This window comes from Acinetobacter sp. WC-323, assembly GCF_000314615.1.
GTDB classification, from domain to species: Bacteria; Pseudomonadota; Gammaproteobacteria; order Pseudomonadales; family Moraxellaceae; genus Acinetobacter; species Acinetobacter courvalinii.
Genome location: NZ_AMZS01000060.1, coordinates 194,288 through 220,282, shown reverse-complemented (window position 1 = coordinate 220,282; position 25,995 = coordinate 194,288). Strand labels below are relative to the sequence as shown.

Annotated in this window: 26 protein-coding genes; 14 read left to right on the top strand and 12 right to left on the bottom strand. The window is 43.4% G+C overall.

Annotated elements, in window-relative coordinates:
• Window positions 1–3: 3 nt before the first annotated feature.
• Window positions 4–936 (top strand): CDF family Co(II)/Ni(II) efflux transporter DmeF, encoded by a 933-nt coding sequence (gene dmeF / locus ACINWC323_RS03675; RefSeq protein ID WP_009514738.1) that lies wholly within the window; start codon window positions 4–6, stop codon window positions 934–936.
• Window positions 937–982: 46 nt separating this feature from the next.
• Here dmeF and chrA read toward each other — a convergent pair whose 3' ends face one another.
• Window positions 983–2,326, bottom strand: coding sequence for a chromate efflux transporter (chrA, locus tag ACINWC323_RS03680; RefSeq protein ID WP_009514812.1), 1,344 nt, complete (start codon window positions 2,324–2,326; stop codon window positions 983–985).
• A 117-nt stretch (window positions 2,327–2,443) separates the two neighbouring features.
• Entirely contained in the window at window positions 2,444–3,400 is a 957-nt protein-coding gene (locus tag ACINWC323_RS03685; RefSeq protein ID WP_009514787.1) for a LysR family transcriptional regulator, read from the bottom strand.
• 92 nt (window positions 3,401–3,492) lie between these two features.
• Between ACINWC323_RS03685 and ACINWC323_RS03690 the strand changes: the two genes are divergently transcribed.
• On the top strand, window positions 3,493–4,134 hold the full coding sequence (locus tag ACINWC323_RS03690; protein ID WP_009514499.1) for a LysE family translocator: 642 nt from the start codon (window positions 3,493–3,495) through the stop codon (window positions 4,132–4,134).
• Between the two features lie 46 nt (window positions 4,135–4,180).
• Here the strand turns inward: ACINWC323_RS03690 and ACINWC323_RS03695 are convergent, their stop codons facing one another.
• The 4 genes from ACINWC323_RS03695 to ACINWC323_RS03710 all read right to left on the bottom strand — a co-directional run bounded on the left by ACINWC323_RS03695 (window position 4,181) and on the right by ACINWC323_RS03710 (window position 8,791).
• Entirely contained in the window at window positions 4,181–6,151 is a 1,971-nt protein-coding gene (locus ACINWC323_RS03695; RefSeq protein WP_009514572.1) for a family 2A encapsulin nanocompartment cargo protein cysteine desulfurase, read from the bottom strand.
• Window positions 6,126–7,058 carry a family 2A encapsulin nanocompartment shell protein gene (locus ACINWC323_RS03700; protein ID WP_009514725.1) on the bottom strand — a complete coding sequence of 311 codons (933 nt, stop codon included), beginning with the start codon at window positions 7,056–7,058 and terminating at the stop codon, window positions 6,126–6,128. The genes ACINWC323_RS03695 and ACINWC323_RS03700 overlap by 26 nt, the downstream gene beginning before the upstream one ends.
• 231 nt (window positions 7,059–7,289) lie before the next feature.
• Window positions 7,290–8,246 (bottom strand): serine O-acetyltransferase EpsC, encoded by a 957-nt coding sequence (gene epsC / locus ACINWC323_RS03705; RefSeq protein ID WP_150953190.1) that lies wholly within the window; start codon window positions 8,244–8,246, stop codon window positions 7,290–7,292.
• A 35-nt stretch (window positions 8,247–8,281) separates the two neighbouring features.
• The gene (locus ACINWC323_RS03710) at window positions 8,282–8,791 is read right to left on the bottom strand and encodes a rhodanese-like domain-containing protein (RefSeq protein ID WP_009514629.1); all 510 of its coding nucleotides are present in this window, start codon (window positions 8,789–8,791) and stop codon (window positions 8,282–8,284) included.
• Between the two features lie 407 nt (window positions 8,792–9,198).
• Between ACINWC323_RS03710 and tauA the strand changes: the two genes are divergently transcribed.
• From tauA to tauD, 4 genes are read left to right on the top strand one after another with little or no spacing between them, the layout of a single operon-like run.
• The gene (gene tauA / locus ACINWC323_RS03715) at window positions 9,199–10,239 is read left to right on the top strand and encodes a taurine ABC transporter substrate-binding protein (protein ID WP_171062217.1); all 1,041 of its coding nucleotides are present in this window, start codon (window positions 9,199–9,201) and stop codon (window positions 10,237–10,239) included.
• Window positions 10,240–10,248: 9 nt separating this feature from the next.
• On the top strand, window positions 10,249–11,040 hold the full coding sequence (locus tag ACINWC323_RS03720) for a taurine ABC transporter ATP-binding protein (protein ID WP_009514775.1): 792 nt from the start codon (window positions 10,249–10,251) through the stop codon (window positions 11,038–11,040).
• A complete protein-coding gene (gene tauC, locus ACINWC323_RS03725; RefSeq protein WP_009514724.1) occupies window positions 11,037–11,918 on the top strand; it encodes a taurine ABC transporter permease TauC in 882 nt (293 codons plus the stop codon). Before ACINWC323_RS03720 ends, tauC begins: the two co-directional genes overlap by 4 nt.
• A 16-nt stretch (window positions 11,919–11,934) precedes the next feature.
• Complete coding sequence (gene tauD, locus ACINWC323_RS03730) at window positions 11,935–12,780, top strand: taurine dioxygenase (protein ID WP_004654708.1); 846 nt, start codon at window positions 11,935–11,937, stop codon at window positions 12,778–12,780.
• 287 nt (window positions 12,781–13,067) lie between these two features.
• Here the strand turns inward: tauD and ACINWC323_RS03735 are convergent, their stop codons facing one another.
• Complete coding sequence (locus ACINWC323_RS03735) at window positions 13,068–14,159, bottom strand: AraC family transcriptional regulator (protein ID WP_032881666.1); 1,092 nt, start codon at window positions 14,157–14,159, stop codon at window positions 13,068–13,070.
• Window positions 14,160–14,221: 62 nt separating this feature from the next.
• Here ACINWC323_RS03735 and ACINWC323_RS03740 point away from each other — a divergent pair, with 62 nt between their 5' ends.
• The 3 genes from ACINWC323_RS03740 to ACINWC323_RS03750 all read left to right on the top strand — a co-directional run bounded on the left by ACINWC323_RS03740 (window position 14,222) and on the right by ACINWC323_RS03750 (window position 18,657).
• Window positions 14,222–15,970: a neutral/alkaline non-lysosomal ceramidase N-terminal domain-containing protein gene (locus tag ACINWC323_RS03740; protein ID WP_009514834.1), complete on the top strand. Its 1,749-nt coding sequence runs from the start codon at window positions 14,222–14,224 to the stop codon at window positions 15,968–15,970.
• A complete protein-coding gene (locus tag ACINWC323_RS03745; RefSeq protein WP_009514754.1) occupies window positions 15,967–17,253 on the top strand; it encodes a D-arabinono-1,4-lactone oxidase in 1,287 nt (428 codons plus the stop codon). The genes ACINWC323_RS03740 and ACINWC323_RS03745 overlap by 4 nt, the downstream gene beginning before the upstream one ends.
• 240 nt (window positions 17,254–17,493) lie before the next feature.
• Window positions 17,494–18,657 (top strand): alanine racemase, encoded by a 1,164-nt coding sequence (locus tag ACINWC323_RS03750; protein ID WP_009514691.1) that lies wholly within the window; start codon window positions 17,494–17,496, stop codon window positions 18,655–18,657.
• Window positions 18,658–18,720: 63 nt separating this feature from the next.
• Here the strand turns inward: ACINWC323_RS03750 and ACINWC323_RS03755 are convergent, their stop codons facing one another.
• From ACINWC323_RS03755 to ACINWC323_RS03765, 3 genes are all read right to left on the bottom strand, one after another.
• Window positions 18,721–19,089: a hypothetical protein gene (locus ACINWC323_RS03755; protein ID WP_009514610.1), complete on the bottom strand. Its 369-nt coding sequence runs from the start codon at window positions 19,087–19,089 to the stop codon at window positions 18,721–18,723.
• A gap of 145 nt (window positions 19,090–19,234) precedes the next feature.
• A complete protein-coding gene (locus tag ACINWC323_RS03760; RefSeq protein ID WP_009514767.1) occupies window positions 19,235–20,476 on the bottom strand; it encodes an OmpP1/FadL family transporter in 1,242 nt (413 codons plus the stop codon).
• A gap of 263 nt (window positions 20,477–20,739) precedes the next feature.
• Window positions 20,740–21,180, bottom strand: a complete 441-nt coding sequence (locus ACINWC323_RS03765; protein ID WP_005284457.1) for a universal stress protein — start codon at window positions 21,178–21,180, stop codon at window positions 20,740–20,742.
• 248 nt (window positions 21,181–21,428) lie between these two features.
• On the opposite strand from ACINWC323_RS03765, the gene ACINWC323_RS03770 reads away from it, so the two are divergent.
• Both ACINWC323_RS03770 and ACINWC323_RS03775 read left to right on the top strand, forming a co-directional pair.
• Window positions 21,429–21,719 carry a hypothetical protein gene (locus ACINWC323_RS03770; protein WP_009514813.1) on the top strand — a complete coding sequence of 97 codons (291 nt, stop codon included), beginning with the start codon at window positions 21,429–21,431 and terminating at the stop codon, window positions 21,717–21,719.
• A 107-nt stretch (window positions 21,720–21,826) separates the two neighbouring features.
• A complete protein-coding gene (locus tag ACINWC323_RS03775) occupies window positions 21,827–22,318 on the top strand; it encodes a DUF2505 domain-containing protein (protein WP_005229336.1) in 492 nt (163 codons plus the stop codon).
• Window positions 22,319–22,364: 46 nt separating this feature from the next.
• On the opposite strand, the gene ACINWC323_RS03780 is transcribed toward ACINWC323_RS03775, so the two are convergent.
• Window positions 22,365–22,568 (bottom strand): hypothetical protein, encoded by a 204-nt coding sequence (locus ACINWC323_RS03780; RefSeq protein WP_009514579.1) that lies wholly within the window; start codon window positions 22,566–22,568, stop codon window positions 22,365–22,367.
• 132 nt (window positions 22,569–22,700) lie between these two features.
• Here ACINWC323_RS03780 and def point away from each other — a divergent pair, with 132 nt between their 5' ends.
• The 3 genes from def (at window position 22,701) to ACINWC323_RS03795 (ending at window position 25,243) form a co-directional block, all read left to right on the top strand.
• Entirely contained in the window at window positions 22,701–23,186 is a 486-nt protein-coding gene (def, locus tag ACINWC323_RS03785; RefSeq protein WP_009514483.1) for a peptide deformylase, read from the top strand.
• A 144-nt stretch (window positions 23,187–23,330) separates the two neighbouring features.
• Complete coding sequence (locus ACINWC323_RS03790) at window positions 23,331–24,608, top strand: glutaminase (protein WP_009514831.1); 1,278 nt, start codon at window positions 23,331–23,333, stop codon at window positions 24,606–24,608.
• Between the two features lie 164 nt (window positions 24,609–24,772).
• Entirely contained in the window at window positions 24,773–25,243 is a 471-nt protein-coding gene (locus tag ACINWC323_RS03795) for a hypothetical protein (RefSeq protein ID WP_009514563.1), read from the top strand.
• A gap of 93 nt (window positions 25,244–25,336) precedes the next feature.
• On the opposite strand, the gene ACINWC323_RS0119310 is transcribed toward ACINWC323_RS03795, so the two are convergent.
• The gene (locus tag ACINWC323_RS0119310; RefSeq protein WP_032881665.1) at window positions 25,337–25,909 is read right to left on the bottom strand and encodes a hypothetical protein; all 573 of its coding nucleotides are present in this window, start codon (window positions 25,907–25,909) and stop codon (window positions 25,337–25,339) included.
• Window positions 25,910–25,995: the final 86 nt, after the last annotated feature.

Here is a 25,995-nt window from a genome sequence, read left to right as displayed (position 1 = left end):
TAAATGCAGTATAGTAACCTAGAACGACGTCATTCTCATCAGTTTGATCAAGGAAATCCTTTAGCGCAAAAAAGAATTTTAATTGCCACCCTTTTAACTGCGGTGATGATGGTGCTGGAAATTCTGGGCGGCTGGTTTTTTAATTCGATGGCTTTACTTGCCGATGGCTGGCATATGAGCTCGCATATGCTGGCCTTGGGACTGGCTTATTTTGCTTATCGTATGGCACGACATTATGCCCACGATCCACGTTTTAGTTTTGGGACCTGGAAAATTGAAATTCTGGCGGGGTATAGCAGTGCGATTTTACTGATGGTGGTTGCCTTGTTGATGGGGATTCAGTCGCTGGAGCGCTTATTCAATCCGGTCACCATTCATTTTAATGAGGCGATTCCGATTGCGATTATTGGCCTGATGGTCAATCTGATTTGTGCTTGGTTATTACATGAAGGTGGTCATGATGATCACCATCACCATTCGCATAGCCAGCATCATGAAGCCCATCAACACCATCATGACTTAAATCAAAAAGCTGCATTTCTGCATGTGGTTGCCGATGCGGTAACCTCTGTTCTGGCCATTATTGCCTTATTTGCAGCCAAATATTTCGGCTGGAATTTTCTGGATGCTTTGCTCGGAATTGTGGGCGCATTACTGGTGGCGAAATGGTCTTGGGGGCTGATGCAGGAAACCGGAAAAACCTTGCTGGACGCCGAAATGGGTCATCCTGTGGTTGAAGAAATACGGGAGGTGATTGCCGGGTTTTCACAGGTTGACATTACCGATCTGCATGTGTGGAAAGTGGGGAAAGGCAAGTTCTCATGTATTGTCGGTCTGGAAACGACATTGACCGATCTTAATCCTGATCAGGTCAAAGCCGCGCTGGCGATTCATGAGGAAATTGTGCATGCCTCAGTCGAAATTCATCATATTTAAGATTGAGTGGCATCGAGTAGGATTTTGCGCTACCCGATGCCTCTGCTTAAGCACCGATATATAAGATCAGCCCACAAAATGCTGAGGCAAATATCACATACAATACATTGATCTGGAATTTGAATAAGGCAATCAGCGCTGCAAGGGTAATAAAGGCTGCTTCATAATTAAACGGGTGGTTAAAGCCCTTTGGCCACAGCACATGATAGCTAAAGAATAAAGCTAGATTTAAAATGACTCCGACCACGGCGGCCGTAATGGCGGTGAGGGGGGCCGTGAATTTCAGTTCATTATGGGTCGATTCAATGACTGGCGCGCCTGCCAGAATAAATACAAAGGAAAATAAGAAGGTAAACCATGTGACAATTACAGCGCCGAGTGCACCTGCCAAAAACAGCTGTTCAGCACCTAATACAGCGTGATTGTACGCCCCTAGAAAACCCACGAATGCCACCACTATGATCAGAGGACCGGGAGTACTTTCACCCAGTGCCAGTCCATCAATCATTTGAGTCGGACTTAGCCATGCATAATGATTGACTGCACCTTGATAGACATAGGGCAATACGGCATAAGCACCGCCAAAAGTGAGTAAGGCGGCCTTGGTAAAGAACCATGCCATCTGGGTATAAGTATGGTGCCAACCTAATCCCAAAGTTAAAAGCAACATCGGCACACACCAAAGTAATGCTGCAATGAACAGGATCTTGACGAGATTGCGCCAGCAGAAAATGGCATGCGCTGGCGTTGGGGTATCATCATCAATCAGGGCAGTTCCGTAGCTTTTATGGCTGTTTTGATGGGCTGCCTGAGCCGTAAATAAATCCGGTTTTTTCCTGCTGAGCAGATAGCCAGTCAAGGCAGCTGCTAAAACGATCAGGGGAAAAGGGACATTAAACACAAAGATGGCAATAAATGCGGCAGCGGCGATTCCCCACATAAACGGATTTTTAAGTGAGCGACTGCCAATACGATAAGTGGCATGAAACACAATCGCCGTGACCGCAGGTTTAATGCCATAAAATAGTCCTGCAATGATCGGTACATCACCAAACTGTACATAAATCCAGGACAGGGCAATCAGGATAAACAGCGAGGGAAGTACAAACAGAATGCCTGCCACCAGCCCGCCCGCTGTTCGATGCATGAGCCAGCCAATATAGGTGGCCAGCTGTTGTGCCTCGGGACCGGGCAGGAGCATGCAATAATTCAATGCATGTAAGAATCTTTTTTCAGAGATCCAGCGTTTATTTTCGACCAGTTCCTGATGCATCACTGCAATCTGGCCTGCCGGTCCGCCAAAACTGATAAACCCCAGTTTCAGCCAGAACAGCAAGGCTTGCGAAAAAGGGATTTCTGATGTTTGATTTGCAGGATCAGCTGATTGCATGATGTATTCCAAAGAGTTTTCTTTTTATTTCTAGATGATAAATAAAATTGAGCATTGAGTTTATAAATTTTAGTGAGTTAATAATTCAGAATGATGAAATTATTAAATTTAGATGGGTTAATCATTATTTTTTATTGTAGAGTTTGGTTGAACTAAAAGCGGTTCTGCAGCTAATTTTTCTGCCAGATATTGAATGAATACACTCAATTTAGGTGGAACATGACGGGTAGGTGGATAGAGCAACCATGCACCACCACTGTAATGGGTTTTAAAATGCCAATCAGGCAAGACCTGAACCAAAGAACCTTGTTCTAAGGCATGGCGTGCCACGAAGTACGGCAAACTGGCAATGCCAAGATGCTGTAAAGCGGCACTGAGACGCACGCCGGTATGATTGGCTGCATAACGACCACGGACTGGCACCGTAATCGATTTCTGTTCCTGCTGGAATTTCCACTTCGAATCATTGGGCTGTTCACCCAAATAAATACATTGATGCTGCTTTAAATCATGCGGATGCTGCGGTGTGCCATGTTGCTGTAAATATTCTGGTGTAGCACAAATTAAATGATCAATATCAATCAGTTTTCGTCCCATCAAGCCACCTGGCGGCTGTTCGGTAATACGAATCGCCAGATCGACTCCATCATCAATCAAGTCAATGTAACGGTCTTCCAATAGCAACTGAATATCAATTTGGGGATAAAGTGCCAGGAATTCGGGCAAATGTGGGTGCAGCATAAAATGCCCAACGGCTTTGGGCACACTGATCCGAATTACGCCTTGTGGTTCAATATGAAACTGTCCCGAGCTTTCCATTACCGCTTGTGCCGCATTGACCATGTCGACACAGCGTTCATAGACCTGTTGACCACTTTCACTTAAGCGCAGTTTACGTGTGGTGCGATGCAATAAGCGTGTACCTAAGGCCCGTTCCAGACGGGCAATCGCGCGGCTCACGGCAGAAGGGGTAGAACCGAGCTGCCGTGCCGTTTCAGAAAAGCTTTCCGTTTCGACAACTTTAACAAAAGTTGCCATTTCAGTTAACAGAACCAGACCTTGATTTGTGCTCATGAAGCAAAAGTTATTTGGATTTTGACTAGATTATCGCGCTTTAAAAATCGCAATACAATCTTTTTCCTATAGTCATGATGGAGATAAATCAAATGTGGCAATTGTATGGACATGAGTTTCTGGCCTTGGCATTGATCCATTTTATGGCAGTTGTTTTACCGGGCCCCGATTTTATTATTACCGTACGCCAGAGTGTCCGTTATGGCTATGCCATTGGCTGTCTTACAGCAATCGGGATTGGTGTCGGCATTTCGGTACATGTGTTTTATACCTTGGTCGGTGTGGGCGTGCTGATCCAGCAAAGTGTCTGGTTAATGTCGGTATTGCGGGTCGCCGGGGCGGCCTATCTGATTTACTTGGGCTGGCAATGTTTGCGCAGCCAGCCGGATGCCAGTCTGGATATTCTGGCAGGTGAAGCACCGGGCAAACCGAGCGCGTTGCAGGCCTTCAAGATGGGCTTTTTAACCAATGCCCTGAATCCGAAAGCGACCGTGTTTTTTCTGGCGATTTTTACCACCATTGTAAGTCCGGCAACCCCGTTAAAGATACAAATCGGTTATGGCATCTGGATGTGTCTGGTCAATGCGCTGTGGTTTATTCTGGTCAGTTTCATGTTCGCCCAGCCGGTGGTACGCAAACGCTTTTTGCAGTTTGGCGTGTATTTTGAACGGGTGATGGGGGTTATATTGAGTGCAGTTGCAATACGATTGATCTGGAGCGTTGCCTTTGCCTGAATAGAAAAATGACTGCTCTGAGGCAGTCATTTTGATTGGAGCGCGTTTAAGCGCTCCTTTGGTTTCTGCTCAGTTGATGCAAAACAGACACCAGCAAATCAATTTCTTCCGTAGTGTTATAAAACGCCAAAGAGGGGCGCACAGTTTGTTCTACTCCAAAACGACGCAAGATCGGCTGAGCACAATGGTGTCCTGAACGTACTGCAATGCCATGTTGATTCAGTGCCTTACCCACTTGCTCGGTTGAATAACCTGCAAGAGTAAAGGACATGACACTGGCTTTATTTTTCGCCGTGCCAATAGGTCTCAAACCTGCGACGCTGCTTAATGCATGTTGACCATATTCCAGTAAGTCATGTTCATAACGGGCAATATTATGAATGCCGAGGCGTTCCACATATTCCAGTGCAGCACCTAAACCGACTGCATCGGCAATATTACCCGTGCCTGCTTCAAATTTGTTTGGAGCCGGTTGATAAAACACTTGTTCAAAGCTCACATTCTGAATCATATTGCCGCCACCTTCCCACACGGGCATGCTTTCCAGAATTTCAGGTTTGGCATAGACTGCACCAATCCCGGTCGGCCCAAACACTTTATGTCCGGAGAACACAAAAAAGTCGGCATCAAGCGCCTGCACATCGGTTGGCATATGCGAAACCGATTGAGCACCATCAACCAAGACCCGTACACCTTTGGCATGCGCGATTTTGATGACCTCGGCGACAGGCGTGACCGTACCTAAGGCGTTGGACACTTGGGTAATCGAGATCAGTTTGGTCCGTTTATTAATCAGTTTTGGCAGTTCTTCCAGAATGATTTGACCGGTATCATCCACTGGAATGACACGAAGTTTGGCGCCGACTTTTTTGCTGAGCTGGAACCACGGTACGATGTTGGCGTGATGCTCAAGATGCGACACGATGATTTCATCACCTTCGCCAATATTTTGCTCCCCCCATGTCTTGGCAATCAGGTTAATGCCTTCGGTGGTGCCACGAACAAAAATGATTTCCTTGGATGATTTTGCCCCGATAAAACGGGCCACCACATTACGCGCATGTTCATAGGCATCAGTTGCACGTGCTGCCAGTTCATGTGCAGCCCGATGAATATTGGAATTTTCGTGCTGATAAAAATAGGCAATACGATCAATCACGCTTTGTGGTTTTTGTGTGGTCGCTGCATTGTCAAACCAGACCAGAGGACGACCATTGACGCGTTCTTGCAGAATGGGAAAGTCACGACGGATCGCCTGAATATCCAAAGGCTGAGCTGCACTAGCAACAAACTGCGGTTGTGACGGCTGATAATTGCCATAACCTGCATTGTGTTGCGGCAGATCCAAAAAGTAAAATCCTGAAGATGCATTATTTTGTACTTGAGTTGAAGCTTGAGAATCTTGCTGTAACAGGCTTTTTAGTGCATCGCCATGTGGTAATTGAAATGATTGTGCAGTCGCAAAACTGGCAGCATCAAAGTCGGAACCTGATGTGCTGGGTGCTGCAAAATCATTTAAAAAATAAAACGGCGAAGCCTCGCTTGTAGACGGACGATAAGGCTCAACCAAAGGTACATTCGGTGCACTATGAATGGCCTGTGGAAAATTTGGTTCAATCGGTGGGCGAGGTAAATTCGCCCCACCGATCACGGGTGCAGAGGCAATGGCACGACGTTCAGGATAATCGGGATAGTTTGGAATATGTTCAGGATATTCAGGATTCAAACTTTTTTCATAGGCAATATTGGGCGCACGTCCACTTAAGGCTGCTAAAGGTTCAGCAGGTTGGGGTTGATGGGGTGGAGTACCGACATTGGGCAGGTCCAGATTCAAACCAGAAGGATGGTCACTGCCTGAGCTTGGCAATGCAGCAAAAAATTCAGTGGCAAGCCTTGATAGTGTTGCTTCATCCGGGAAGTTGGACGGTGGTTGAACACCGGCCACTTCAGAACCCGTCGGATGACCTTGACCAGCAGTTGTAGATGAAAGCTTACTTGTAGTTAACTGGGTAGTCATGATATTTGTCCACCTCCACATCTTCGAGTACAGCCAACGCATCCTCAGTCAATATTGCCAATGAGCAGTACAGTGAGATCAGATAAGACGCAATTGCATTGCGGTTGATACCCATAAAGCGTACGGAAAGACCAGGGGACTGCTCGCCTGCCAAGCCCGGTTGGAACAAGCCCACCACACCCTGACGTTTTTCACCTACACGGAGGAGCAGGATTTTGGTTTTACCATCTTCCACAGGAATCTTGTTGGATGGAATCAGTGGCACACCACGCCATGTGATGAACTGAGAACCGAATAAACTGACGGTTGGTGGTGGCACGCCACGACGGGTACATTCACGACCGAATGCAGCAATCGCATCTGGATGTGCCAAGAAGAAACCGGGTTCTTTCCAGACTTTACGCAGTAAATCATCAAAGTCATCTGGTGTTGGCGGGCCATTTAAAGTTGAGATACGCTGTTCATCTGCGACGCTGGCCAATAAACCATATTCGGGATTATTGATCAGCTCGCTCTCCTGACGTTCTTTAATGGTTTCAATGGTTAAGCGCAACTGTTCTTTAATTTGATCGTGCGGGCTGCTGTAAAGATCGGCAACACGGGTATGGATATCCAAAACGGTAGACACACCATTTAAGAAATATTCTCGCGGTTGCGCATCATAATCAACAAAGGTTTGCGGCAATGTGGCTTCATCACGTTGCGTACATGCCACTTGGATGTCATCGGTATTGCTGACACGGTTAACACGATAAATACCTGCTTCAACAGGAATCCATTGTAATAAATGTGTGAGCCAGCGCGGGGTAATTGTCGAAAGTTGTGGAACGGTCTTGGTGGCGTTGGCAAGCTGTCTGGCTGCATGATCGCCAAGTGCAAGTTGGGCTTTGTCGCTGGTTTTTGCCATGAATCAATTTTCCTGTTGTTTTTGGCTTTGTTAATAAAAAGGTTTGGTTTTATTACAATGTGGTTTAATCATTTATTGAGTTAGACTAGAGCTGATTTATTATTTTTAAAAATATTAATATGAGATAAATAATGCTGAATTATTCTATGCGTCATAAGAATATATTTATAAAAAATAAATATAAAATACCAATATGGACGTTTTAATTTAAAAACCATCTGCTTCATTTAATTAAACTTTACTGTTATGCAAGGACTCGCTGGGGGATTGTAAAATCTGGCTACCTGCTGCAACGCTATGGGTGAGCCAGACATTGCCGCCAATAATGGAGCCTTTACCAATGGTGATGCAGCCTAAAATGGTTGCTCCTGCATAAATCACCACGTGGTCTTCAACAACTGGATGACGGGCATAATCTTTTTTCAGTGCGCCATCTTCATTGACTTCGAAGCGTTTTGCGCCCAGCGTGACCGCCTGATAGATGCGGACATATTCACCAATCACCGAGGTTTCGCCAATCACCACGCCGGTACCATGATCGATAAAGAAGCCTTTCCCGATTTGCGCTCCAGGATGAATATCAATCCCGGTGGCTGAATGGGCCAGTTCAGAAATAATCCGTGAGAGCAGCGGTACACTGTGATAGAGCTGATGGGCGACACGATGATGAATAATCGCTAAAATCCCTGGATAGCAGAGCAATACTTCATCGACGCTATGTGCTGCAGGATCGCCTTCATAGGCTGCACAGACATCGGCATCGAGTAGACGACGGATGTCCGGCAGGGTGTTGGCAAAGTCCTGCACGATGGTCTGTGCCAAAGCGACCTGCTGTTCATATAGCAGCCTGTCGTTATTCGAAATGGGAACCGGTTTCACACGACTTTTGGCTTCATAATTTAAAGCTAGTTTGACCTGTGCAAACAGGGCATTCAAAACCCGGTCAAGCGTATAGGCAATATAATAATCTTCTGTTTCCTGACGCAGCTCACTGGGTCCAAGCCGCATTGGAAATAGAATGCCACACAGATCATCCAGTATTGATTTAAGCGCCTCTTTGGATGGAAGTTCGCGTCCACCAAATTCCTTGATACGGTGTTGTCGCTCCCGCCATTCGTGTCGTGCTTGTTGTAAGCCTTCGACCACCGGCTGTATTTTCCATTGGCTCACGAGAGTTCCTTGCAAAATCAGGGGTTAAAAAACATCAAGCTTCAAAGGTTATATCAATCTTGTAGCCAAGGTAATTGATGAATACGCCAGCCATTGCTTTGATTTCGTTGTTGCTGTTCGTTCAGATCGCCTTCGAAGCCTTCTAGCACGTTATAGACTTGGGCAAACCCGGCACTAAAGGCCGCAGTCGCTGCCAAAGCCGAGCGTTTACCACTACGGCAGAGTAAAAGAATGGTTTTGTCTTTGCCGACCTTGCTATCCAGTTCTTTCAGGAAACGTGGATTTCGGTTGAATGAGGTACCGGTTGCCCACGCCACATGAACACTTTCAGGCACATAACCGACAAATTTACGTTCTTCATTGGTGCGGACATCCACTAAAATGGCATGACCTTGTTGAACCAGAAACCATGCTTCAGCAGGCGGAATACTGCCGGTAAAATCAAGCTCATTGTCTTCTGCATATTGTTGTGCGCGTTGCAGGATATCTTGTGGGTCGTTTGAAGAACCGTCTGAAGTGAAGTTGGATTCTGCAGCTTGAGCAGAATCAAATTGAGCATTCATTTTTATAACCTTTATATACATCAGCGGGATGATGTTTTTATCTTAGGACTGTTTTTATATTAAGGAAAATAATCAAAATTTATTTATATATCTATTTTTGATAAATAATGGGTATTTATTAACTTATTCAGAATATGGTTTAAAATGATTTTTTTAATAAATACATTTATTGGATTTAAAGATGAAATTATCAGGAATAAATATTTTACTTTTCCATTAAGTTGCATCATAAATATTTAAAAAGGGGAGTTTGGAAAATTAAATGCAAGAGCACTGAAAAATATCGCTATTGATGATAAAAACAGCATAAATTGTCTAAGACTTATTCTTATCTCACAAAGGAATAAGCAACTCACTTTTTCTTATTTTTAATCATAAGGCATGCCGCATACCATAAGCCTATATTGTTGAAAGATCATCTAATTATGGGCATCAAGAACACCAAGCCGCTAATTGTTACAGCGATCGTCCTTGTGGCGATTGTTGCTTTTATTGTCTATCAAAATCAAAAAGATGCTGCGCCTGTTCAGTCTAAAAACAACAAGGCAGTAGTGATTGCCTACCAGACTGGTGTTGATCCCACCAAGGTTGCACAGGCCAATGGTGATTATGAGCGTGACAGTAAGCAAGCCATTCAATGGCGTAAGTTTGATGCAGGTTCAGATGTGGTCAATGCATTGGCTTCGGGTGATGTGGTGATCGGCAATATTGGTTCCAGTCCGCTGGCCGCTGCAGCAAGCCGTGATTTACCGGTTGAGGTCTTTCTGGTGACGGCGAAATTAGGTGGTTCAGAAGCATTGGTGGTGAGTAACAAATCCGGTATCAAGAACCCGCAAGACCTGATTGGCAAAACCATTGCCGTGCCGTTCGTTTCAACCACACATTACAGCTTGTTGTCAGCGCTCAAGCATTGGAATATTGCAGATAATCAGGTCAAGATTATTAACTTGCGTCCACCTGAAATCACGGCAGCTTGGGAGCGTGGTGATATTGATGCCACTTATGTCTGGGAACCTGCATTAAGCAAAGTCAAAGCCAGTGGGCATGTCTTGACCGATTCGAAACAGGTCGGCGAGTGGGGCGCACCAACTTATGATTTATGGGTGGTACGTAAAGATTTTGCTGAAAAAAATCCAGAATTCTTAAAAGCTTTTGTGCAAACCAGCTTGAAACAAGTTGAAGCGTATCAGCAAGACCCGAAAGCATTTGAACAGAATGTCGATAATATCCAGAAAATTGCTCAGCTGACAGGCTCTGATGTGAAAGATATTCCTCTACTGTTATCCGGCAATATTTATCTGAATGGCCAGCAACAGCACGCGACTTTAGCGGGTGAGTTTGCAAAAAATATTTTTGATACCGCAACATTCCTAAAAAGCCAAGGCAAGGTGGATCAAGTTAAACCTGATTATCAAGCGAATGTCACCACCCAATTCTTACAGCCATAGGAGATCGAAATGAGCGTATTAGCTGCCGAGCATCTTCATTTAACTTTTCCCAAACAGACCGTGCCTGTATTGCAAGATATCAATCTTAAGATTGAGGAAGGCACCTTGACTGTGGTTTTGGGTGAGTCTGGCTGTGGTAAAACAACATTGCTGAATATCTTGGCGGGCTTTCAACAGCCAAGTTCGGGCCAGATTACACTGGATCATGAAGTGGTGACTGCACCTGATGCACGCCGTGCGGTGGTGTTTCAGGATCATGCATTGTTACCTTGGTTAAATGTCTCTGAAAATATCGGTTTTGCTTTACAGCTCAAAGGCTTGAAAGCGCAAGACATTCAACAGCAAGTCGATGCAATCCTGAAAATTGTGGGTTTAAGTCATGTGGCTCAAGCCAATATCTGGGAACTGTCAGGTGGCATGAAACAACGTGTCGGTATTGCACGTGCCCTGATCAGTCATGCGGCATTCATTTTGCTGGATGAACCTTTTGCTGCGCTGGATGCCTTTACCCGTGAAACCATGCAGCAGTTGGTACTGGATTTATGGATTGAACAAAATAAATCGTTCTTCCTGATCACACATGACATTGAGGAAGCGCTTTTGCTGAGCAATCAGCTGGTGTTGATGACTGCTCGTCCTGGAAAAATCGTCGAGACCTTAAAACTGGATTTTGCCGATCGTTATCAGCAAGGTGAATCGATCCGTGCGATTAAGTCAGATCCACAATTTATCCAGTTACGTGAGCAACTGTTTGAACGCTTACGCGTGCAGAAACAGGCAGGACATGAGGTGGCTGTATGACGGGTCAAGCAAAAAACACCGCTTATGAACTGAGCAAGGCAGAACAACTGCAAGCGACCAACAATGCACACTCGGATTCAGTCTTAAGTTCAATAGGGGCTTTTGTTGCTCGTCATCGCAGTTTGGTACTCAGTCTTTCCAGTGTACTGAGTGTATTGGTGATCTGGTATTTGATCACGGCATTAAAAATTGTCCCAAGCCTGTTTTTACCAAGTCCGCAAGCGGTATGGCAGAAGTTTCTTGAAGTCAGCCAGCAAGGCTTTATGAAAGCGACCTTATGGCAGCATCTGGCCGCGAGTATTTCTCGGGTCTTATTGGCCTTGGTTGCCGCGATTGCGATTGGGGTGCCTTTAGGTTTATGGATGGGACTGAATAAATGGGTGCGTGCAGTGCTTGATCCATTGGTTGAGTTATTGCGTCCGATTCCACCTTTGGCTTATTTGCCACTCTTGGTGATCTGGTTTGGGATTGGTGAAACCACCAAAGTGCTTTTGATCTTCTTTTCGATCCTGGCGCCTGTGATTATCAGCAGTACCCATGGCGTACTCAGCCATCAGCTCAATCGTGAGCGTGCAGCTTTATCTTTGGGAGCAAGCCAGTCGCAAGTATTCTGGCATGTGATTCTGCCGACCGCATTACCGCATATTTTAACGGGTGTCCGTATTGGTTTGGGTGTAGGCTGGTCAACCTTGGTGGCTTCGGAATTAGTTGCAGCAGATCGGGGCATTGGTTTTATGGTGCAGTCGGCGGCACAATTCCTGATTACCGATACCGTGGTTCTCGGCATTATTGTCATTGCGATCGTCGCAGTAAGTTTTGAATTGTTTTTGCGTTGGTTACAGAAGCAATTATCTCCTTGGTATGGCCAACAGTTATAAGTGTGAGTAGTAGAAGATGACGTTAAATATTGAAGTTATTAAACCAACAATCGGTGCCATCATTCACGATGTTGATTTAAACACGGCTGATGAAAATACTACACAACAAATTCAACAGGCGCTGCTGGATCATCATGTGATCTTCTTCCGCAACCAGCAGCTTGCCCCTCAGGCACAAGCAGAACTGGCGCGCGGTTTTGGTTCTTTGCATATTCATCCGATCTATCCATCGGTAGACAATGTTCCTGAAATCATTGTGCTCGATAGCTGGAAACAGGATTTGCGTGACAATGAACTCTGGCACACTGATGTGACTTTTAGCCAGAAACCGCCATTGGGCTGTGTATTGCAAGCGATTAAGATTCCACCTGTTGGTGGTGATACGCTTTGGTCGAGTGGCGCGGCGGCATTTGCTGCCTTGGATCAAGGATTGCAGCAAAAGTTAAAAGGCTTAACCGCAACACATGATATCCGTCAGTCTTTCCCGATTGAACGTTTCGCGCATAACGATGTTGAGCGTAAAAAACTGGAAGAAACCTTTAAGCGTAATCCTCCTGTGGTTCATCCTGTGGTGAGAACGCATCCGGTCACGGGTCAACCGATTTTGTTTGTGAGTGAAGGTTTTACTACCCGTATTAATGAGCTGGATGAAACCGAAAGTGCTGAATTGCTACAGTATTTATTTGCACATGCCACCAATGAGCAGTTCCATTTGCGTTGGCAGTGGCAGGCAGGTGATGTGGCAATTTGGGATAATCGTTGCACACAGCATAAGGCTTTATTTGATTATGGTGATGCGCATCGAATTATGCATCGTGCCACGATTAACGGTGATGTACCATTTTATCAAGCGGCAAGTTAAAATTTAGTTTTGATTTTTTGCTTCGGTGGAATCTTACAGAGATCTCATCTTATTTTTGGATAAGCCTTCAGCTGCAGTTACTTTTGTTTCGGCAAAAGTAACCAAAACCATTGTCATCCACAAAACCTGTTTACTTCCATCCTCTCTTTAAATTAATCGCAGAAATGGCATTTGATTAATCTCACGCAGGTTGTGGATGACCTGTAGCACCAGTGATTCCTGAGAAAAGTTCTATATAAAATGGTAGATAGCAACAATTAATCCAAAATTTTCAAAGTGTTATTTAATTAAAAATGAGCCTCTTGTTTATAGATCGAAGGCGCTTGTCCGGTCCAGCGTTTAAAGGCACGTCGGAATTCACGTAATTCGCTAAAACCCAATTGCAGGCTAATCTCACTCATTGACAGGTTCTGTTCAATCAGTTGCTTGGCCTTGCGTTCCAGTACATTTTGCCGGATTTGTTGAAAACTCAAGCCCTCTGCTAATAATTGCCGTCGTAAATGGCGTTCGCTGATCCGTAAATGTTCAGCAGCGTGCTGCATCTCAAAACGCTCAGGTAAATGCTGTTCAATTAAATGATCAAGTAAATGCACATAGCCGACCTGATTGAGCCGGTCGATTTCTTTTAGGGCCTGTTCACAGATATGGATGGCAGTTGCGTAGTTAGCGGGACTGTAATTTTTTAAGCTGCGCTGTAACAGGCGGTGGCTAAAACGCATGACATTTTTATCACGGTTAAACTGGATGGGGCAGCCAAACAGATCGTGATATTGTTGTTGATAGTCGCTTGGGAAATAGCTGAGTTCAAGGCTGATGACATCCTCATGATCGCCCAGCATCGCGTTTAAACAGGTGATGATACTGCTAAATAATTCATCATAGAAAAAGGCTTTGAGTGCATTGCAGGGATAGGGTTCAGTGACTTCCAGCTCACACAGATCAGCATGGATGGAAAAGTTAATATTCAAGACGCTGCCAGAAATCCGATGGTAGCGCAGCGCAATGTCCAAAGCATCTGCCACGGTTTTACACGATTGCATGGCAAAGCCCAAAATTCCCATCGAAATCAGACCTTCACTACTGCCAAGCTTTAAGCCTAGGTTAGGTTGTTGATAGGTGGTCATGGCTTGACGAACAACATCACAGAGTTGGCTAAAACGAACCACACCTTGGGTTTGCCGTATTTGTGCAATGTCCAAACCTGAACCTTGAAACCATGCGGCATAATCCCACTGCTGTTGCTCTGCATAATGAATCAGGCTCGCCAGAATGGTGGGTAGAATAAACTGTTGTTGCTCATTTTTATCGCTGCTGTGTATAGGCATAAGTCCGTTTAGCCCCCCAAAGAAAAGTGTCTTTAACCCTGTTGGGTATCGCATAATTTTGATTAACTTTCAACATGCTTTAATGCAGTTAGAAAAAGAATTGAAAGGAAGTCGTGATGTATCAAGTGGGTTGGGACAAGCAGAAAATCAAAATCACAGCGAAAGGCTATGCCATGTTTGGTTATGGGCAATGGTCACATCGGGCCTATGAGCAGCGTACAGCTTTATTTGCCAGAAGTGTCAGTATTGTCGATCAGCAGCACAACCGGCTGTTGATCTGCTGTCTGGACGTAGGCTGTATTACCTATGCCATACGCAGCCAAACGGTAGCGCGACTCATGCAAATCCTAGGCTCACAATTTGATGAAAATCAATTGGTCATCATGGCAACCCATACCCACTCTGGGCCTGGTGGTTGTGGTTATGAAGCTTTGTATAATATGCCAACCCCTGGTTTTGTGCCTGAACATTTAAAGGCGATTGTTGAGGCGATTGTACTGAGTATTCAAAATGCGATTGCGTCTGAACAAGACACCGAGATTTTTTTAGCGACTCAGCATTTTCCAGAACAGACGCCTGTGGCGTGGAATCGTTCGATCAAAGCTTATAATCATAATCCTGAAGTTCAGCCACGTACCGAAGCTGAAACGCATTTAGCTTTGAATCGTGAAATGCAACTGATTGGTTTCTATCGTGAACAAAAACTACAGTGCTTTATTTCCTTATTTGGAGTTCATGCAACCTGTTTGGGAAATTCTTTAAACGCCTATGATGGCGATAATAAAGGCTATGCAGCCGCATTCTCTGAGCAGGCTTTAATTGAGCAAGGGATTCAAAATCCAGTGACGATTTTTGCTCAGGCAACTGCGGGGGATGTATCGCCGCATTTCCATGGCAAAGACCAACTCAAGATTCGCAAAAAAATCAAAGGCGAGCAAGAATATCAGTACGCGCAACAAAATGGGCGCTATCAAAGTGAACTGGCTCTGAATGGCTTACAGCAGAATATCCCTAAAAATTTGCAAAAAGTTGAAGGCAAGATTGATGCTGTCTTGTCTTATGTCGATCTGAGTAATATTGAAATTCCAGAGGCGTTCGCAGCGGGGCAAAAGCATGCCAAGACCAGTCAGCCTTGTCATGGCACCGCATTTTTTGCAGGCACACCTGTCGATGGTTTAGGCGCACCCAAACCCTTAATTATGGGGATGCAGTTTTTAGCCGATCAATTTCGAAAACAGAAAACCAGGCATTCCAATGCAGCTGATTTTGTAGCGTATCAGCAACTATATGTCTCTCAAGGGCCGAAACAGATTGTACTGGAAGCGGGTGCCAAAAAGATTTTAGGCCAACCGATTGGTTTTCCGCCCGGTATTCTTGATCCGTTGATAGCAGAAATGAATCGACAAGTGAAAGCAGGAGCGATTCAGCACAGTCCTTTAGTACCAAGTGTGGTTCCCTTACAAATTGTGCGATTAGGTCAATTGGCTTTGATTTGCTGTCCAGGAGAATTTACCACCATCGCAGGACAGCGTGTGGTTGATACGGTTAAACAGACGCTTGCCGTACAGGCATCAATTGAAAACGTCTGGTTAGCATCCTACTGCAATGATTATATGGGTTATGTCACCACTTATGAAGAATACCAGGTGCAAGCCTATGAAGGGGGACACACTTTATTTGGTCAATGGACACTGGCTGCCTGTCAGAGCAAATTCAAAGCATTAGCAGAACAATTAGGATTAGAAAAAAACAAACGTCATTACGATGAAATGACAAGACCACAACCGATTCCAGCACAGGAACTCGCAAAACGTAGCAATCATGGCAACGTAAAAACTGCCGTTAGCCAAGGAGAGGCAGTATGAGTAATCTAAAACAAGGCATCTGGTCAAACTGGTCCGGTTTTCAACAATCCAAACCGCAACAGGTTTTACATCCTGCCAATATTCAAGAACTACAGAGCATCGTTGCTCAGCAACAAAAAATACGGGTAGTGGGTGCGGGACATTCCTTTACGCCGTTGGTATGTACCGATGCCACCTTATTGTCTCTGGATCATATTGCAGGCATTGCATCGACGGATCTTGACCGATGCCAGAGCAGTATTTATGCGGGGACCCGTTTATATGATCTAGATCAGCACCTACAGCAGCAATCGATTAATCAGGCCTTGATGAATCAGGGTGATATTGATCAGCAAAGTTTGGCAGGTGCGGTTTCTACAGGGACACATGGCACAGGTGCAGATTTACATTGTATTTCGGCCTATGTGGAGGCTTTTGAGTTATTGACGGCTTCTGGTGAAATCCTGCAATGCAGCCGCACAGAACATGCTGAAATCTTTGCCGCAGGACGGGTGTCTTTGGGGAGTTTGGGCATCCTGACTCAGATCACCATGCAGAATCGCCCTCGCTATAAACTGAAAGAGCATATTCAATTGTGTCCGGTAGAAAACATGATGCAGCATATTCAGCAATGGAAGCAGCAGCATCGACATATTGAGTGCTTTGTGTTTTCCCATGAAAAGCAGTTGATGCTAAAAACTTTGGATGAGACCGATGAAGCGGTTTTGCCGCGTAAGGAAAATTTCCCGTCTGACGATACGCTGCTGACCCTCTGTTCAGAGTTGACCAGAAGTTTTCCTGCACTGAATCCGTATTTACAGAAGCTATTAGGTATTTTTGTTAAACCGACTACCTATGTGGATTGGTCGAGTAAAATCTTTCCGACACCACGGAATACCAAGTTCAATGAAATGGAGTATCAGATTCCTGTAGATCGTGGAGTTGAATGTCTGGATGAAATATTGCATGCATTAAGAAAGTATAAAGTGGCCACCTTTTTTCCACTCGAATTTCGCTTTGTGAAGGGGGATGATATCTGGCTCAGTCCGTTTTATCAGCAAGATTCCATTTCAATTTCTGTGCATCAATATCACAAACAAGACCCGAAGTTGATTTTTGAGGTGGTTGAGCCAATCTTGCAAAAATATCAGGGTCGTCCGCACTGGGGGAAAATGCATACCCTGACAACGACTCAATTACGGATTTTATATCCAAAGTGGGATGATTTTATGGCGTTGCGTCAGCAGCTTGATCCGGAAGCCAAGTTTTTAAACCCCTATCTGGAAAAGCTGTTTTTAGGTTAAATCGAATGTTTATGAGTTGAAAGTGCTTAACGGCGTCATATTGGGCTTGCATCCAATTAAGGGTTAAGCTTTTAGCTGCAGTTACCTTGTTTTTACCCTGAGCAGCGTTTCAAGCCTCGTAAGATGTATTTTTCTTGCACTCTGCCAAAGCTTTAGCCGCTTTGGCTTGCTCAGGTTGTAGATGACTTTTTCGCGTATCAAATTACATGTAAATTTTCTTGGATTGAAAAAGGTATAGCCATGTTGGATCATTATTTTAAACAACTCAATCTGGACCTGAAAAAACAGGGGATTGCGACTCCACAACTGATCATCGATGAAGCCGCGTTAAAACAAAATATCCAGCATGTTCAGATTCGCCTTGCTCACGCCAAACATTTAAAAGCACGTCTGGTGGTGAAGTCATTAGCCAGTCTGGATTTACTCAAGTTATTATCTGCCCAGATCAACACCCAGCGCTTTATGGTATTTCATCAACCGCATATTATTTCGATATTAGAAAATTTTGCCGAAGCCGATATTTTGTTGGGCAAACCGATGCCGGCTCAAGCGGTACGCCATTTTTTTCAACAACATGCAGCATGGTCGAATGCCAATATTCAGTGGCTGATTGATACCAAGCAACGATTACAGCAATATCTCGAGATTGCCCAGCTCTATTCTCTGTGTTTAGATGTGAATATTGAAATTGATGTAGGCTTACATCGTGGTGGGGTACAGTCGACACAACAGCTGAACGAAATATTAAAGCTGATTGAGCGAAATCCACAGTATTTAAAACTTTCTGGCTTAATGGGCTATGATGCGCATGTCACCAAAATCCCTGCCATCATTAAAAAACCTGAACTGGCTTATCACAGCTCCCAACAGACTTATGCGCATTATCAGCAGCTGATTCAAAAACAGTTCCCAACCTTGTGGAATGAGGCGTTGTGTTTTAATGGCGGTGGCAGTCCAACCTTTAGCTTACATACCACTGCAAGTGTCTGCAATGACTTGTCTTTTGGTTCAATGTTGTTAAAACCAAGTGATTTTGATAGTGATTTTTTACAGGCATTACAACCTGCATTATGGATCGCTGCACCTGTGCTCAAAGTATTGCCATTTACCCAATTGCCTTCGATGTCGTTACTGGATAAATTGCCGCATAAATGCAAGGCGCTGTTTATTTATGGCGGCTACTGGCTGGCTGATTATGTTTATCCTGATCAGTGTCACACTCATGCCTTGTATGGGCGCAGCAGTAATCAGGAGCTGGTCAATGTACCGAAGAATTGTGATATTCAGGTCGATGATTTTGTGTTTTTAAGACCCACACAGAGTGAGGCAATTATTCCTCAATTTTCCGAGTTAAAACTGTATCGCACACATGCTTTTGAGACATGGCACACTTTTAATGAGTGACGATGAGTCATAAAGCTTTGCTCATCAATATTCGAGCTAAAAACTTGCCGTGTATCTGGAGCTTTAAAACAAATCGGCCAAATGACAGCTTTTTGCTTCAGTCAGGTTTTCAATGGAATCGACCAATAGAATATTGATATCTTTTTCACTTTTATACGCCGCGATCACTTCTGCATAAATCGGCTGTTTTAGTTTGGTGGCGTTGGAGAGAAAACCTGATACCGCCTTTTCCTTAGACCAGTCGGCATCTTTTAACACATATTCATTCTGCGCAATATCGCATCGCGTTAACATGGCTTTATTATCCTGAATAGTTAAGGTGCCCATAAAAATATCCATGCTCTCTTTGGGATCAGGCGAATTGGCAAAAGTTGTGAAAGGAAAAACTAAGCCAGATATAAATAGTGCAAAGACAACAGTGATTTTTTTCATTGGATTCTCCTGAAGATGACATTCATTATTAAAGTAATATTTTGAGATTTTAAACTCATAGGTGGATTGAATGCCAGAAAATAGCCAAGTAGGCGCAGGAATTAAACTGGATCATGAGTCTACTTGGCTGGATAAGACTGAATGATTAAAAACGATAACCCATCTTCAAACCATAGCCAATGGCGCTGTTATCTTTAAAATCGGCTTGTTCAGCAACCGGTTTGATCCCCGGTACAGGAATGTAATAGGTACCGTCTTCGGCCACCACATCGCCTAACCAGAAGTATTTAACGCCTGCGGCAATAAAGTAGTTCGGGGCAGGATTAAACTGGGCACCTATACCAATCCCCCAAGAGCCTTTGGTGGGGTTCAAGGTGGAGGCCGGGTCGCCGGTACCCGAGTCCCAACTGACTTCTGTGGAGGCACTCCATTTTTCAGTAAATTGATGTCCAAGTCCGAGATTGACTGTCCACTGATCCTTTTGGTAGCTGTCTAAATCAAAACCACCTGTATATGCACCATCACTGATTACGCCAGTGAGATACTCCGTCACTGCACCAAATTGAGCCGGTCGAATATGAAAATCTTTCCAGTTGACCCAACGTAGATTGCTATAGAGCAGTGTGCCTTTATACACTCCCGTTTGAAAATCAATATTCACGGATTGTGGTGTACTAATTTTAGTCTTGCCCGGTGTGGTGACTTCCAGAGGTTCACCAAACATGGTCTCAGTTACCTGCATATCGTGGTCGATCTTGGAGCGATAGGTCACTGCGGCTTTTAAGGCAATATCCGGGATCTGATAACTCAACCCTGCCAGCCAGCCCACTGCATGATCCTGTTTAAATTTGGCATCATAACCATTAAAGGCTTCACTGTATGAGTTACCACGCAGCGCGACATCACCTTTGACTGATTGATAGACAGCACCGCCATAGAGTTGAAAGTTGCTAAAGGGACTGACACCCAAAATCATGCTAATGCTTTCAGTATCAACATTGACCGATGTGCCTTGATGGGTGAATTCATTGTCCGAGAAGGTATTATTGGACTGCATCGGATAAGTAATGTCCGCACCAAAAGGCTGGTCATAGAGTAAGCCAAAGCTGATCCGGTCGGTTAGTCGCAGCTTGAGCGCAGCAGCATAATATTGAAAGCTGTTGCCCATATTGCCTGAGTTCAGATTTTGCGGATCATTGACCAGTTCAGGACGATTACGGATTTTTCCTGAAATATCAGGATCGACCGCTGTGGCACCAACCTCGACATAATTGCCATTTTCCAGAAAGGGTAAAATAGATTGGCCGGATTGATCCAGTGCTGCAGCATGATTGAGCGTGGTGGCAAATAGGCTACAGATGCCAATTAAAATTGGATTGCGTTTCATAGTGATCATCCTTGGAAAACCGTGTCTTATTTTTAGCGCTGATATTTTTATTAACGGTCATTTTTTCTATTAGCAGTAAATTGATTTCACTCAATATTTTTAAATAGAAAAGCAATGTCCATGCTTGTAGTGAAGCATCTTTTCAAGAGCGGGAATAGGGTTGTAAATGTTCAGGATGGGGGGCTAAGCGGTCAATTTTTCTTTATTTTGATAAGAAAAAAACCTTGTGAACGGGCACAAGGTTTATGAAGCAAATGGGGGGATTATTGCTTGACGATGAGTACAGGAATATGTGATTCAGTTAAAACTGCCCGGGCCACACTACCCAGCAATAAACGTTTGACGCCTGTACGTCCATGTGAGCCCATCACAATTAGGTCGGCACCGACTTCGTCGGCAACAAAAATAATGCCTTCACTGGCGGAACCATGATGGATTTTGGTCTCGACCTGAATACCGTCGCGCACAAAGGACTGGGCAATATCCTGCAACTGGGTTTTGGCGTGTGCTTCAGCCTGCATAAAATAATCGGTTACTGCAGGGGCCAACTGGTAAAAATCAACGCCAACAAAAGGGTCAACCACAACCACACTCAGAACGGTCACTTTTGCTCCGGATAGTTTGGCTAAAGATAGTGCATGTTGAACCGCTGCATAGGAAATTGGAGAATCGTCGACCGGGACTAATATATTTTGATAGGACATCTTATAGTGCTCCTTTATGGTTATAAAAAATGATAAAGCATAAGATGTTGATAACATATTGAGCTGGCGCGATCAAATCAGTGCAGACTGAATCTGTATGATAAAACTGAAAATAATCTAGAAAAACAGCAGAATCCCCCGCAAAATAGAGCGATAAGAAAATCTCTGTATTTTTGTAAGTCAGCTTAAGATGAACCTGAGTGCCAGCAACAACCTTTCAACTGTATTTGAATGAATAAGGAACTTTTGTGTTATTGAGTCTAGAGGCATTTAAGCAACAAAAATTTGACCAGATGGCTGCGAAAATCATGGCTGATCCTGATATGTATCTTGATTTTGATTCGGTTTCAGATTTTTATAAAGCGGTATGGTTAAATGAGTTTCCGCAAGGCACCACATGGTCAGCCACGGGGCTAGATGACGGGGCCGAACAATTTTATGCAGTGATCGAATATGGAGATCATTATCTGTATATCAGCCGAATGGAACGTGTTACGGTCAAATTAGGCATACGTCATCATTACAATAAAAATAACTAATCCGAGCAGTCATCTGTTTTTAACGGCTCAGACTTTGAGATATCGCCTTGAATGTTATACTTTTGCGCAATGATGAAATCCTAATAAAACAAAATGGACATTTAAAAATGGCACATCAATTTACGGTGAATGAAACAATTCATGGTGTTTCAATTGAAGACTTTTCTAGACTGGTGGCAGATACGTCATTGCATGAAGCGGTGTGTAAACGTATTCCTGGGGAAAACCTGGAAATTATTGAATCGGCGGTAAATGGCGATATTTATACCTTGCGCCGTGAATATAATCTGGATGTGAATATTCCAGATGTGGCAAAAAAATTATTAAAAAATGCATTCCGTTTAAAGCGTGCTGATGTGACTCATTTAAAGAACTTAACTTCTACGGTTGAACTGGGCGCAAACCTGCCTTTGGAAGCCAAAGGTGAGCGTAGTGTGACTGGCGACAGTGAAAAAGTGAATATCTCTTTAACATGGACGGTTAAAGTTAAAGTGCCATTGATTGGTGGCATGTTAGAGAAGCATGCGGAGGGTGAAATCCGTAAATTCAGCAATCTTGAAATCGAAATTGTTGCTGATGAATTAAAGAAACATCTTTAATTTTTTCAATGAATAAAAGACTCTCCGATTGGGGAGTTTTTTGTTTTTAGAAGCGCAGGAAATAGGGAATAACCGAAAGGATGATCCCCATGATGCTGATCAGCGCCGTACTTTCAATCAAGTAGGTGAAAAACATCAGGACCAGACCACAGACCAAAGGCACGGTCATGTTCTGCTTTTTGCTATATAAAAAATAGCCTAAGCCAATCGAGCTAAAGATCACACCTAAAAACAGTTGTGTTGCATTCATTGGGATTTGCCCGTGTTATTTTTTTCGCAAATATATTATGACAAGATTCTTAAATGAAAATTATGGTAACTCGATAAAATATCCAATACGATAATATCCACTATTTGGTCAAAACAATTATAAGGGCGTGGGATGAGCGTAATTCTACCTGTAGCACAACGTGGTGAAGAGGTTTTAAAAATTAAAGCGGCGGCAGTCGCGAACGGGGAATTCAATAGTGAATGGTTATTGCAACTGGCGTCTGCCATGCATGCGACCATGCTGGAACGCAATGGTGTCGGTATTGCAGCACCTCAAGTCTATATTTCTAAAAGATTAATTATTGTGGCCTCACGCCCGAATCCACGTTATCCCGATGCACCTGAAATGGATGCGGTGGTGATGGTCAATCCCGAAATTTTAGCCTTTTCTGAAACCACCTGTTTCGGGGAAGAAGGCTGTCTAAGCGTGCCGAATGAACGGGGACAGGTCGAACGGGCACAAGCGATCAAGGTCCGTTATTACACCTTACAGGGTGAAGTGATTGAAACCGCGTTTGAAGGTTTTCCTGCCCGCATTGTGCAGCATGAGGTTGATCACCTAAACGGGATTTTATTTGTCGAAAGAATAAATGAGTAGCTATAACCAGTAGCAAACGGATTGTGGTTGCAGCAATGCCGCTAGAGCTAAAATCATTACAAAAGCTATAATTTCAATATTATCAGTGTTCTGTATTATAAATTTTCACTAGATTAAAATTTGACTGTTGTAAGGCGACTGAACATGAAAACTCCGCTTCCTGATTATTTGGCTCATGTGATTGAAGCCTGCGATACAGATAACAGCGGTCATCTCGCCGATTATATTCCTGAACTGGCCAATGCCAATCCAGACCGTCTGGCACTGGCATTATCGACTGGCGATGGTGAAATCTACTCCGTAGGAGACGATGAGATTGAGTTCACCATTCAATCGATGTCTAAACCATTTACCTATGCCTATGTGTTGCAACAGTTGGGTATTGATGCCGTATTAGAAAAAGTCGGGGTTGAACCTTCAGGTGAAGCCTTTAATGAAATTTCATTGGGAAAAGATCGCCGTCCCAAGAATCCGATGATTAATTCGGGTGCCATCACCACACATTCCCTGATTCCAAGCAAAGACGAACTGTCCGGCGCAGAAATTTTACGTCAGTTTATGAGTGAGCTGGCTGGCCGTGAACTACAGTTTGATGATGCTGTTTATGAGTCAGAAGTAAAAACCGCTTATCGCAATCTCTCGATCGGTTATATGTTGCGAACTGTAGGAATTTTGGAATCCGATCCTGTTGATATTGTGAATGGCTATATTCGTCAATGCGCGATCTTGGTGACGGTCAAAGATCTGGTACGCATGGGCAGTGTTTTTGCCAATGGCGGAGTTGACCCTAAAACTGGAAAGCGTTTATTGAATCGTGCTGTGGTACGCCAAGTCCTAAGCGTGATGATGAGCTGTGGGATGTATGATGCAGCGGGGGATTGGCTCACGACGGTTGGCATTCCTGCTAAAAGTGGTGTCGCAGGTGGAATCTTGGGTGTGTTGCCGGGTCAGGTCAGCATAGCGGCTTTTTCTCCTCGACTCGATGAACATGGCAATAGTGTACGTGGCATTGATATCATGGAAAGACTCTCACGTGATATGGGCTTGCATTTAATGGAAGGCACACCTTCCGCACAAACCATTGTGCAGAGTCATTATCGGACTGAAAAAGATGCTTCTTTAAGTGTCTACGTACTGCGTGGTGTATTGAAATTTACTGAAGCGGAAATGTTGTTACGGACGTTGCAATGTGAGCCAGTCGATAACAGTAGCATCGTGATTGATTTATCCCAGATTTCCTTGATTCATGATGTCGGGAAACGGATGTTTTTAGAAGGCATTGATCGCTTGATAGATGATGGGCATAGTTTGCTTTTGGTTGATCCTGAGCAGCGCCTGGATAACGCACGAACACATAAAGATCGGGTGTTGCATGTTTATCAGAATCTTGGGGATTTGATTGAGAAGCATAAAGGGCTGTAGGAGTAGAGAGCCTATATTTAAATGGTATAGGTTCTGAATGATGATATTTTACCTAAGTCAGCTTTAAACATCGTGCTACATATTAGATAAACTTTCATTTAAGTGCGAAATTAATTTAAGTTTTATTTATAATGAAGAGCTTGGTTTTTTGAAGAATATTTAGAATGAAAAATAAAATCTTTAGTTTAGCTTTGATGTGTGTGATTTCATCTCCACTCCTTGCTGCTCCATTTGTGCAACCTGTCATTCAGGGCAAAACTTACAGTAATGGGGAAGTACCGATCCGTTCCTTAGGTAAACCGAAAAGCATTATTAAAGGTAAACCAGATGAATGTAATGGAGGTAATTTTCCTGATGAATATGATTATGGCAGTTTTAAGCTTTTAGACACAGGTGTTATTAAAGAGGTTTATTTAAGTCAGAACAATGGGCTGCTGTTCCACGGACAAAAAATTCGTGGTGGGATAGATCAAAAGAGTTTTATGCAACAGTTTAAAAAATATGAATTGTGGGGAGACTCTGAAAACAAGAATATTGTTTATAGTGGGCTTGCCGAGAGTGGAAATGATTCAATAGAGTTCGTCTTTAAAAATGGGAAACTTCTAAAATATAAATTGTTCTTTGATGATTGTTAATTTTTGAGAATGGCGAGTTAAAAGATCAACTAAAGGCTAAAATATAAGTGTTTTAGCCAATTTTAAAAGTATTTTAGGAACTACAGAAACAATTCAAACTGAGTCGAGTCTTTTTAAAATAGATTTATAAATATGACCCCAAAGGATTATAAACAAACCTCCACAAGTGAAAGCTAAGAAGATAGCTATCGTTACATAAGAGGTTTTACTATTCGCTTCATATATTTCCAAGAGTTGGTGATCTTTCAATGTATGTTGAAATTGCCTTTTGGCAACGGAATCCACCCAAATCATATTTTTAATTATAAATTTATCGTTTATTTTTATAATATCTGCTGTTTTTATTTGGTGGTTTAAAGCTTTGTCGTGATCATGCGTACAGATAGTTTCCAAATAGTTTGAACAGTCAAAAAGATAGATTCTTTTTTGATTTTCAATGATGAATATTGTATCTGACTTATTAAATTTTTTAATCCTGAATTCATAAGTCATGTGCTTATCTGTTTCCAGATGCTGATACGGTATTGGTTTAATTATCTTCTTTGGTGAGAGAAGTTTGTGAATGCTCAGGGCTATTATAAAAAGAAGAAAGGCTGTAAAAATTAAAGCAAGAGTAATCGCTAATTTATTTTTATACTCTTGATTTAATTTAGAATATTTGATCATTTAAAGCTGGGTGCAGACGAATTTTATGAATATCAAATTTTACTACAATTCCTCAAATTTAAAAAATTAAGCTGGCGATTTTTAAT